Origin of the sequence: Kitasatospora sp. NPDC057542 (genome assembly GCF_042801945.1) — a bacterium.
In the GTDB taxonomy this organism is placed as follows: Bacteria; Actinomycetota; Actinomycetes; order Streptomycetales; family Streptomycetaceae; genus Kitasatospora.
On record NZ_JBHVFE010000373.1, the window covers coordinates 1 to 9,131 of the forward strand.

At 72.7% G+C, this 9,131-nt stretch carries 7 protein-coding genes and 1 pseudogene; 1 reads left to right on the forward strand and 7 read right to left on the reverse strand.

Annotated features, from left to right (window positions below):
- Positions 1-355: 355 nt before the first annotated feature.
- The 7 genes from ACFU7Y_RS33125 to ACFU7Y_RS33155 all read right to left on the reverse strand — a co-directional run bounded on the left by ACFU7Y_RS33125 (position 356) and on the right by ACFU7Y_RS33155 (position 8,422).
- Positions 356-523, reverse strand: a complete 168-nt coding sequence (locus ACFU7Y_RS33125) for a hypothetical protein (protein WP_224280062.1) — start codon at positions 521-523, stop codon at positions 356-358.
- A complete protein-coding gene (locus tag ACFU7Y_RS33130; RefSeq protein ID WP_380770588.1) occupies positions 520-3,369 on the reverse strand; it encodes a hypothetical protein in 2,850 nt (949 codons plus the stop codon). Before ACFU7Y_RS33130 ends, ACFU7Y_RS33125 begins: the two co-directional genes overlap by 4 nt.
- Entirely contained in the window at positions 3,366-4,481 is a 1,116-nt protein-coding gene (locus tag ACFU7Y_RS33135; RefSeq protein WP_224280066.1) for an AAA family ATPase, read from the reverse strand. Before ACFU7Y_RS33135 ends, ACFU7Y_RS33130 begins: the two co-directional genes overlap by 4 nt.
- Before the next feature lie 68 nt (positions 4,482-4,549).
- Entirely contained in the window at positions 4,550-5,956 is a 1,407-nt protein-coding gene (locus tag ACFU7Y_RS33140; protein ID WP_380770590.1) for a VWA domain-containing protein, read from the reverse strand.
- A complete protein-coding gene (locus tag ACFU7Y_RS33145) occupies positions 5,953-7,371 on the reverse strand; it encodes a hypothetical protein (protein ID WP_380770593.1) in 1,419 nt (472 codons plus the stop codon). The genes ACFU7Y_RS33140 and ACFU7Y_RS33145 overlap by 4 nt, the downstream gene beginning before the upstream one ends.
- The gene (locus ACFU7Y_RS33150; RefSeq protein WP_380770594.1) at positions 7,341-7,844 is read right to left on the reverse strand and encodes a hypothetical protein; all 504 of its coding nucleotides are present in this window, start codon (positions 7,842-7,844) and stop codon (positions 7,341-7,343) included. Before ACFU7Y_RS33150 ends, ACFU7Y_RS33145 begins: the two co-directional genes overlap by 31 nt.
- Before the next feature lie 188 nt (positions 7,845-8,032).
- On the reverse strand, positions 8,033-8,422 hold the full coding sequence (locus ACFU7Y_RS33155; RefSeq protein WP_380770592.1) for a hypothetical protein: 390 nt from the start codon (positions 8,420-8,422) through the stop codon (positions 8,033-8,035).
- Positions 8,423-8,547: 125 nt separating this feature from the next.
- On the opposite strand from ACFU7Y_RS33155, the pseudogene ACFU7Y_RS33160 reads away from it, so the two are divergent.
- Positions 8,548-9,121, forward strand: a pseudogene (locus ACFU7Y_RS33160) (transposase); the annotation flags it as partial.
- Positions 9,122-9,131 lie beyond the last annotated feature (10 nt).

Genomic DNA, 9,131 nt, shown 5'->3' on the forward strand with positions numbered 1-9,131 from the left:
TCGCGTCATCCCAATCCCCCCTACGCTCGCGAACACCCTATTCGGCGGTCCCGAAAGGTCAAACAGTGGTCAACTCCAGTCCCCGGAAACGCCGGGGGGGGTGGGAAGCCGGCCGGGCCGGCTTCCCCGTCGCGCGCACGGCCCCCGAGAGGTGCCCCACTGGTCGGCACCGACACCGGCCTGTGGCGGTCGTCCGTCAGCTGCCGCTTTGGTCCTGGCCGTAGGACTCGATCGAGGGTGCCGGATCACTGCGACCACGTTGCTGATGCGTCCGGCTGCTTTCGAGCCCGCGTCGGCGAAGAGACGGTGACCGGTTCCCGGGGCCGGGGTCTCGGGCCCCAGGAACCGCATGGTCTCAGTCGCCGGCGCCACCCGCCCGGTCGTCGTCGGCAAGCTCGGCGGCGTAGCGGGTGGCGGCCTCCGTCAGCTGGCGGGTCGTCCGCTCCGACCGGCTGCCGAGGTGGTCGGCGACGGTGCGGTGGGCGCGGTCGAGGTCGCCGCTCGGCAGTTCGCGGGTGATCACTCCGGATCGAGCAGCAGCGCCAGCGCGTGGGACGTCGCCGGGTACCGGGCGAGCAGCGCCGATCCCCTGGGCGCTTCCTCGGCTGTCCAGCCGTCGTCGCAGCCGAGCAGGTCCGCCAGCGCGTCGCAGGTGGCCGGATGGGCGGCGAGCAGCTCGGTCCCCCGGTCGGCGGCGGGTCGGACGGGCCGGACGGGCCGGACGGGCCGGTCAGGGAGGTCCGTCGGGGCGCGCCACGGCGGCACCCAGGCGTCCAGTGCGGCGAGTTGGCCGGGGAAGACCCGTCCGGCCTCGCGGGTCAGCAGCGGCGCCAGGTCCGGGCCGCTGGTGCGCAGCGTGGTGATGAGCGTGGGCAGCCACGGCAGCAGCACCGGATCGGGCAGGCGGGCGAAGGCGTTGGAGACCGCTTCCACGACGACGTCGACCAGACCGGGGACGGGCTCCAGGGCGTGCAGGAGCCCGCTGAGGTAGCGGGGGTAGGCGGGCAGGACGAGCGGGTTGTCGAGCAGCTCGTCGCAGCGTTCCCGCAGCTCCTGCCGGGAGAGGCGGCCGAGCTGGACCTGCGCGGCCCACAGCAGGGCGACCTTGGAGGGCTCCTCCGGGTGGGACTGGGCGACGGCGAGTTCCAGCTGGGTGCGGTCGCTGCCCAGGGACAGTGCCAGGCTCTCCATGCTGAACAGGAAGCCGAGCATCGCCGCGACCTGGCGCACCGTGGCCGTCTCGTCGGTGAACGCGGTCGGGAGCAGGGTGCAGTAGTGCGCGTACCCGGTCTTGGCGAACTGCTCGATCCACTCCGGCAGGACCGGCTCGGCGGTGCGGTAGAAGGCCAGCAGTTCGCGCACCCGGCGCAGCACCTCGGGCGCGCCGTCGACGCTGCGCTCGGTGGACAGGACCTGCAGGGCGCGGGTGCCGAGTTCGTCGGCGAGGCGCCGGCTGCCGAGGTACAGGGTGGCGTCCTCGACGGTCCGCAGGACCACGGCGGCGGTCGCCTGAGGGGCGTTGGCCTCGCGGCGCAGGCGCTGCTCGATGACCTGTTCGAGGCTGACGCCCTCGTACCCGAGCTCGATCAGGGCGCGCTGGTGGGTGCCGAGCGCGACGTCCCACGACTCCTGCACGGGCCGCTCGCCGAGCTTGCGCTCGCCCATGATGGGGCGGGCGGCGCCGTGCGGGAGCAGGTAGCGCAACATCCACAGCGTGTCCGAGCACGGTTTGAGCCGCGGATCGGACTTGATGTCCAGCAGGGCGCGCTTGACGCCGCGCTGCTGGAGGTTCAGGCCGAGCGGGGCGAGCCGGTCGTGGACGTCCCGGGCCAGCGGCGGCAACGACTCGTAGCCGACCTGCCCGATCCGGTCGCCGCCCATCATGATCTCGACCAGGCGGGCGACGTCGCGCCGACCGGGCACGGCGTCCTTCTCGATGCACGTGACGGCCGCGTCCTGGAAGTCGTACGGGGTGGGGCGTGCCCGGTCGCGCATCCCGGCGAGCAGGATGGACGTCTCGTACACGGCGATGGCGTCGGCGGTGGAGGCGAGGTAGCCGTTGCGGCGGGCGGCGCGCACGATATCGACGGACCAGCCCAGCAGTTCCTGCTGGTCGAGGGGGTCGAGGACCGGCGGGCGCCGCAGGAATCCGGACAGCATGTCGGCGGCGTCCGGCCCCGAGGCCGTGTCCGTCACCGGGGCGGGGGCGGCGGCCTTGCGCGCTCGGGAGGCCTTGGCACCGGACTGGCCCTTCAGCCGGAACGGCTGGGTTCGGGTGCGCTTGAGGTTCTTCTCCCACTGGGTCGCGGCGATCGACACCGATCCGCGTTCGAGGCCGAACTGTGCCTCGATGGCGGTGTGGCTGGAGGGGATCAGGCCGTACTGCCACTCGGTGGCGGTGCGCGGGGGGACGGCGAACGTGTCGGTGCCGTGGACGCCGAACTCGGCGACGCGGCTGGCGGCGTGGAAGGCGCCGCAGACGTACACGCAGTCGGCGGGGTCGGCGCCGGTGGCAGCCAGGTGCTCGCGGATGCGGGTCCACATGTACCGCTCGCGGTCCTCGTCCACCTGGACGCGGTCGCAGTCGCCGGGTGCCAGGCGGCGGAACAGGCTGCCGATCAGGAACATGACCTGCCGGTAGGTGTCGTGACTGGCGTCGCCGAGCGGTACCTCGACGTACTGGTGCCACCACTCCGACCAGTGCCGGACCTTTCCGTGTCGCAGCAGGTGCTTCTCCAGGTCGGCGAAGCGGGGCCGCAGGTCGCCGAGTTCGACGCCGACCGCGTCGCCGTGGAGCGCGGTGCCCTCCTCGGCCGGGGCCGCCTCCGGGTCGGCCGCCTCGGCGTCCGCCCGCAGGGGCTGCCACTGGAACACGTGGTCCGAGGAGCGGTCGACGAGGACCAGCTGGACGTCGGGCGTCTCCAGCGCGTAGGCGATGGCCTGGTACTCGGCGGAGGCCTCGGTGATCGGCGCGACGACGGACAGCGGCGCCCAGTCGGCGGGGAAGCCGTTGACGCGCGTGGCGAACGCCTGCACGGCGACCGGCAGACGGCAGTTGCGCAGCTCGGTGAGTAGCGGGGCCATGTCCTCGCAGAGCTCCAGGAACACGGTCCTGGGCTGCTTGGCGCGCAGCCGGCGGGCCATGGCGGTGGCGGAGGCGGGGGAGTGGTGGCAGACTGGGAAGATCTCCAGCGGCTCGCGCAGCGCGCGGTCGACGTCGTCCACGAGGCCGCGAAGGATTGCGTCCAGCGCGCCGGGGCCGTCGGCGAACTCGGTGGCGGCGTCGTGCAGTTGGGCGCGCAGCGCGTCGAAGGTGTCGGGCGCGGGGTGCCCGCCGTCGGCGGGCACCCGGGTGGTCGCGGGGCTCATGCGAGCGCCTTGAGGGTGTCGAGACCGGCGGCGAGGAACTCCGGCCACTCGCCGCCCTCCTGCTCGCTGCGGGGCTTGACGGTGTTGGTGAGGTACTTGGTGAGGATGGCCGGGTCCTCGGGGGCGCGGCGGGCGAGCGAGCCGACCAGCGACGAGCCGAGGGCACGGGCGGTCAGCGTGCGCTCGCCGAAGAAGGTGCCGTGCAGCACGGCGTCCTCCAGGACGCCGATCTGTTCGGCCGTGGACAGCGCGGACTCCAGCCGCTGGTCGTCGCTGCCGGCCGTGGCGGCGACCTCGCGCAGGTCGCCGAAGCTGCGCAGCAGCACGTCCAGCAGGGTGGGCGGCACGTCCAGGTCGATCCGGTGGCGGCGCAGCAGTTCCTCGGTGCGGAAGCGGACGATCTCCGCCTCGCTGGCCTTGTTGGTCACCACGGGGATGCGCACGAAGTTGAAGCGCCGCTTGAGCGCGGAGGACAGGTCGTTGACGCCCCGGTCGCGGCTGTTGGCGGTGGCGATGACCGAGAAGCCGGGCTTGGCGAACACGATGCCGTCCTCGCCGCTCAGCTCGGGCACCGAGATGTACTTCTCGGACAGGATGGAGATCAGCGCGTCCTGGACGTCGCTGGTGGAGCGGGTGAGCTCCTCGAACCGGCCGATCGTGCCGCTCTCCATCGCGGTCATCATCGGCGAGGGGATCATCGACTCCCGCGACTGGCCCCGGCCGATGACCATGGAGACGTTCCAGGAGTACTTGATGTGGTCCTCGGTGGTGCCGGCGGTGCCCTGTACCACCTGCGTGGAGTTGCGGCAGACGGCGGCGGCCAGGAGCTCCGCCAGCCAGCTCTTGCCGGTACCGGGGTCGCCGATCAGCAGCAGGCCGCGGTCGGAGGCGAGGGTGACGACGGCGCGCTCGACGATGCTGCGCTCGCCGAACCACTTCTGTCCGATAGCCCGGTCCAGGCCGTCGGCGGGCTCGGAGCCGAGGATGAAGGTGCGGATCATCCTCGGCGACAGCCGCCAGGTGGACGGCTTGGGGCCGGGGTCGACGGACTCCAGGTAGTCCAGCTCGTCGGCGTACTTGATCTCGGCGGGGGCGCGGAGCATGTCGGACATCAGGCGGGTTGCCTCTCTGCGGGCGGGGGCGGTCATGGGGGTCTGGTGCCGGGTGTACGGGCGCCGGGTCAGGTGAGGAACGTCTTGAGTTCGTGGACGAGCTTGCCGATGTGGCCGGAGATCACGGGCGTGCCCTGGTCCCGGAAACGTTCGCGGAACCACGGGTTGACGCTGCCGCGGCCCGAGCTGGTCACCGACCCGACCGGGATGAACTTCACACCCGAGCGGTGCACGGCGGCCATCTGCTCGAACAGCTGCTCGCTGCTCCACTCGTAGAAGTCGGAGATCCACACCACCACGGTGTTCCGCGGTTCGGCGATCTTCGGCTGGGCGAGCGCCATGGCGACCGTGCCGTCGGTGCCGCCGCCGAGGTCGGTGCGCAGCAGCGTCTCGAAGGGGTCGTGCACCCACGGGGTGAGGTCGAGTGCGCGGGTGTCGTAGGCGACCAGGTGCACGTCGACCTTCGGCAGGCCGGCGAAGATGCTCGCCAGGATGGTGCAGTTGACCATCGAGTCGACCATCGAGCCGGACTGGTCCACCACCACGATCAGCCGCTGCGGCGTCGTCTTGCGGGCGGTCTGCCGGTAGTAGAGGCGGTCGACGTAGAGCCGTTCGTCCTCCGGGCTCCAGTTGACGAGGTTCTTCTCGATCGTGCGTTTGAGGTCGAGGTTGCGGAACACCCGCTTCGGCGGCACCGAGCGGTCCAGCTCCCCGACGCTCGCCTTCTCGACCTGGGTGCGCAGCACCTCGGCGACCTCGTCGACGAACCGCCGGATCAGCTTCTTCGCGTTGGCGAGGGCGGTGCCGTCGAGGTTGCCCTTGTCGCGCAGCAGCTGCTCGATCAGCGACATGCTCGGTGTGAGCCGGGAGGCCAGCTTGCTGTCCGCGAGGACCTCGCGCAGGCGCATGCGCTTGACCAGGTCCGCCTCGATGTCGGCGAGTTCGGGGCCGATCGTGGGGATCAGCGTGGACAGGTCGGGGCTGCCGGAACCGGCACCGGAGCCGAAGGGGCTCGCCCCCGCCCCGCCGGCACGCCCGGCGCGCAGGTCGCCGGGCTTGCATCCCATGGCGCGCTCCAGCCATCCGGCGTCGGCCTGCCAGCGGGACAGCTGTCCCGCGGTCACAGCGCCGGAGCCGGTGGCGAAGGTGTTGAGGAGGACCTTGGAGAACAGCGCCGCGCGCCGTACCTCGGCGGCGCGGTCGCGGTCGGCCGCGTCGGCCTCCGGGGCCATGAGGCCCTCGAACTCGGCGGCCAGGCCCGGGTGGCGCTGGACGAGGGAGTCGATGGACGTGCGGGGATCCAGCAGGCCCGCCGGCAGGCCGAGGTCCTCCACGACGGCCAGGCTCGCCGTCTCCAGCGCGGCCTGCTCCACGGGGTCGAACAGGCCGGCCAGCAGGCGCCAGTAGAGGACCTGACGGCGGTTCTCCTCCGGCGCCGCGGCGGGATCGGTCGCGGGTATGAGGTGGTCGGTCATTTCCGCAGCAGCTTTCCTGCGCGCTCGCGCAGCACGGCGACGGCCTCGGTGGCGGCGGCCTCGGCCTTGGCGCCGGCCTTGTCGGTGGTGCCGCCCGCCCACGCTCCGGCGTGAACGGCCGCCGTCTTCCGCTTGACCGGGGTCTCCACGGCGAGCGGCTGGAGGCGGAACGCCCCGGCGTCCCAGCGCAGCAGGCCGATGCAGGCGGTGGACGCGGCGACGGCCTGCGGTGTGAGCGGTCCGGCCACCGGGATGCGGCCGGTGTCGACGGTAATCGGGTGGCCGGCCAGGGTGAACGCCAGGACGCCGTCGTCCTCCTGGGCGGTGTAGCCCTCCAGGAAGACCGGTTCGGCCAGCCGGACCGGGTGGCGCTCCAGCGGCGCGAGGGGCGCGCCGACGGCGGTGGGCAGGACGACCCGGGCGGTGGCGAACGGATCGGCCGCTTCGCCCGGCCGCGCGCACTCGTCGCGCCACAGCAGGTCGCCCCCGGCGGTGACGGGCATCTCGACCAGGTCCATCGCGCGGCCCTCGGCCACGGCCGCGAGCAGCGACAGGTGTGGGCGCAGCAGCTGCCAGATCCCGGCGCCGACGACGCTGTCCGGCTTCGGGGCCGACACGGACGCCCGGACCAGGCGCGGCGCGGAACCGTCGGCCGGCTCCAGCACCGCGTGGACCTGCGCCTGCGCGGCCGTGGAGTGCTCGTGCAGGTCGACGCCGAGCGGCAGCAGCCGCCCGGTGACCGTCCCGGTGGCCGCGGCGCCGGCCGCCCCCGGGTGCGTCAGCAGCATGGCCCGCGACCACAGGTCCGCCCACCGGCGTACCGGGACCCGCTCCAGGAGCGCTCCCGGGCAGGACGCGGCGAGTTCGCCGGCGAACCCGTCGAGCAGCACCCCGAACCGGCGCAGCGCCGGATCCGGGAGCATCGCGCAGACGACGGGCGCGGAGCCGGAGACGATGTCGTGGTCCATGCCGCGCCAGCCGGACCGGGCCAGGTCGGCGAGCCAGGACCGGGCCGCGGCGAGCAGGTTCGGCGCACCCGACGCGCCTGGGTCGGCGGCCGTCCACTTGTCGCGCCCGCGGCCGGTCGCCTCGCCGACGGTGGCGGCGAGCGCGTCGTGCGCGGCGCCGAGCAGCGCGGTGCGGGCGGCGGCGAGCACCAGGAGGTGCTCTTCGCCCGCGGCGCCGGCGGCTGCCTTGTCGGCCGCCTCGGCGACGCGGGAGGCGAGCGGGGAGGCGGCGAGCGCGTCGACCAGCTGCCCCAGCGCGGCGGCCTGGGCGGGCTGCGGCCGCAGCAGACCGGCGGCCAGCGCCCGGTCGAAGGCGTCGACGACGGCCAGGGCCTCGTCGAGGCCGTCGACCGGTGCGGAGAGGAAGTCGGTGCGCATCACGTCGCCGCCCGGGCCGTCGGGAACCAGTGCATCTCCGGCAGCGGCTCGGTCGTCGCCTCGAACTCCAGGTACTCCAGGTGGTTCAGGAACCGGGCGAACACTGCGGCGGCCGGGGAGGACTCGGCCTTCGCCGGGCGGGCCGAGGTCATGACGCGGGTGATCTCCCCGGCGTCGGGCTCTGCGGCGTCGGTGTCGACCCGCAGGCAACGGGCGACCCGCTCGCCGCCGAACTGCACCACGGCCTCGGCGATCAGGGCGACGAGGTGCTTGCAGTAGCCGCCGTGGGCACCGCCGCAGGGGCGGTTGTTGTTGGTGCTGCACGCGAACTCGAAGGTGCCGGCCGCGATGGCCGACACGTAGACCCGGCCGATGTCCGAGCCGCTGGAGACGACGCCCTGCAGACGCCCGTCGGCCAGCTGCACGAACGGCACCTTGGCGAGCTTGCGCGGCCGGGCGGGTGGGACCACCCGGGCCGTACTCGATTCCTCCCGGACAGGCAACAGCACACCGTCTCCTCAGGATGACAGGGGGATTCACGCCGCATCGGGGCGACGTTCGTGCTGATGAACATAGTGGTGGCCACTGACACCGATAGTCGTAACTGGGTCCCCGGTGGTCGTGGCTCTGCCACTGACTGACGCCCCGCTGGGCTGTCTTCGCGTTGTTCTGTCCGGCTGCCGGGACCCCTTCACCCCGATTTGCCGGGTGTCCGAAATTCGACAAGTAGCCTGGCAAGAACACCCCTCGCCGCGCTCCGGCGCCGGAGCGCAGCGGCCGTCAGCGGGCGGCGATCACCATTGACGAGCTGCACCGTGTGGGGCGCGGAGAGTCGGCCGCTCTCAGTGCCGACAGCGACGCACATGGTGATCAGCAGCTGGACGACTGCCACCGGCCGGAGCACATCGCCGGCTTCCTCCCACACCAATCGAGCCGCCTGGACACCGAGCTCCCTGTGGACGGCGAGCAGTTCCAGCACCGTGGCCGGCACTGGGTCCGGCGCCGTGTTCGCGGCCTGGCGCAGCCGGGCGACACTGCCGTACTCGTCGAGCCGGCCGTAGACCGGGCGGCTGGAGAGCACCGCCAGGCAGAGCAGCTCACTGGTCTGGAGTGGCGGTTGCCGTGTCGGCGGCGAGGGCCGACTTCGACATCAACTGACGCCACCAGACCGCTAGATCCGGCCTTCACCGAGGCCGCAGCCGGTGGCCCGCGACAACGAGTTGCAGCGCAGGCGTCACCGACGGCGAACTCCCCATCATCGACGGCACGTTGATCCGCCGGGAGGTCGACCGGTTGCCCGGCGGCGGAGACCCGCTACCGCTCTGGCTGTGGTCCTCCGCCACCGGCATGACCGGCGCTGGCATCGACGTGCGGTGGCAGGCGTTCCTTCGACGCTTCGACCTGGAGCACACGTTCCGGATGATCAAGAAGGCGTTCGGTTGGACCCGCCCCAAGCTCCGCACCCCGCAGGCCGCGGACCGGTGGACCTGGCTGATCGTCACCGCCCACACGCAGCTCTGCCTCGCCCGCCCGCTCGCCGAAGACGTCCGCCACCCTTGGGAACGGCCCATCGAGCCGAACAGGCTTACCCCCGCCCGAGCCCGACGCGGGTTCAGGAACCTCCGCCCGACCTCGCCCTGCCCGTGCGCCGAAACCATCGCGGCCGGGACCAGGCCGACCACTGGGCTCGAAGAACAAGCAGCCCGCCACCCGCTACGACGTGGGCAAGACCGTCAGACGCCCCGAGAGCATCATCGAACGCGACCAGGCCAGACCCTGACGAGGGTCGT

Coding starts and splice junctions, on each gene's coding strand:
- ACFU7Y_RS33135 (WP_224280066.1), bottom strand. CDS start 4,481: ATGTCCGACATGCTCCGCGCCCCCGCCGAGATCAAGTACGCCGACGAG.
- ACFU7Y_RS33130 (WP_380770588.1), bottom strand. CDS start 3,369: ATGAGCCCCGCGACCACCCGGGTGCCCGCCGACGGCGGGCACCCCGCG.
- ACFU7Y_RS33140 (WP_380770590.1), bottom strand. CDS start 5,956: ATGACCGACCACCTCATACCCGCGACCGATCCCGCCGCGGCGCCGGAG.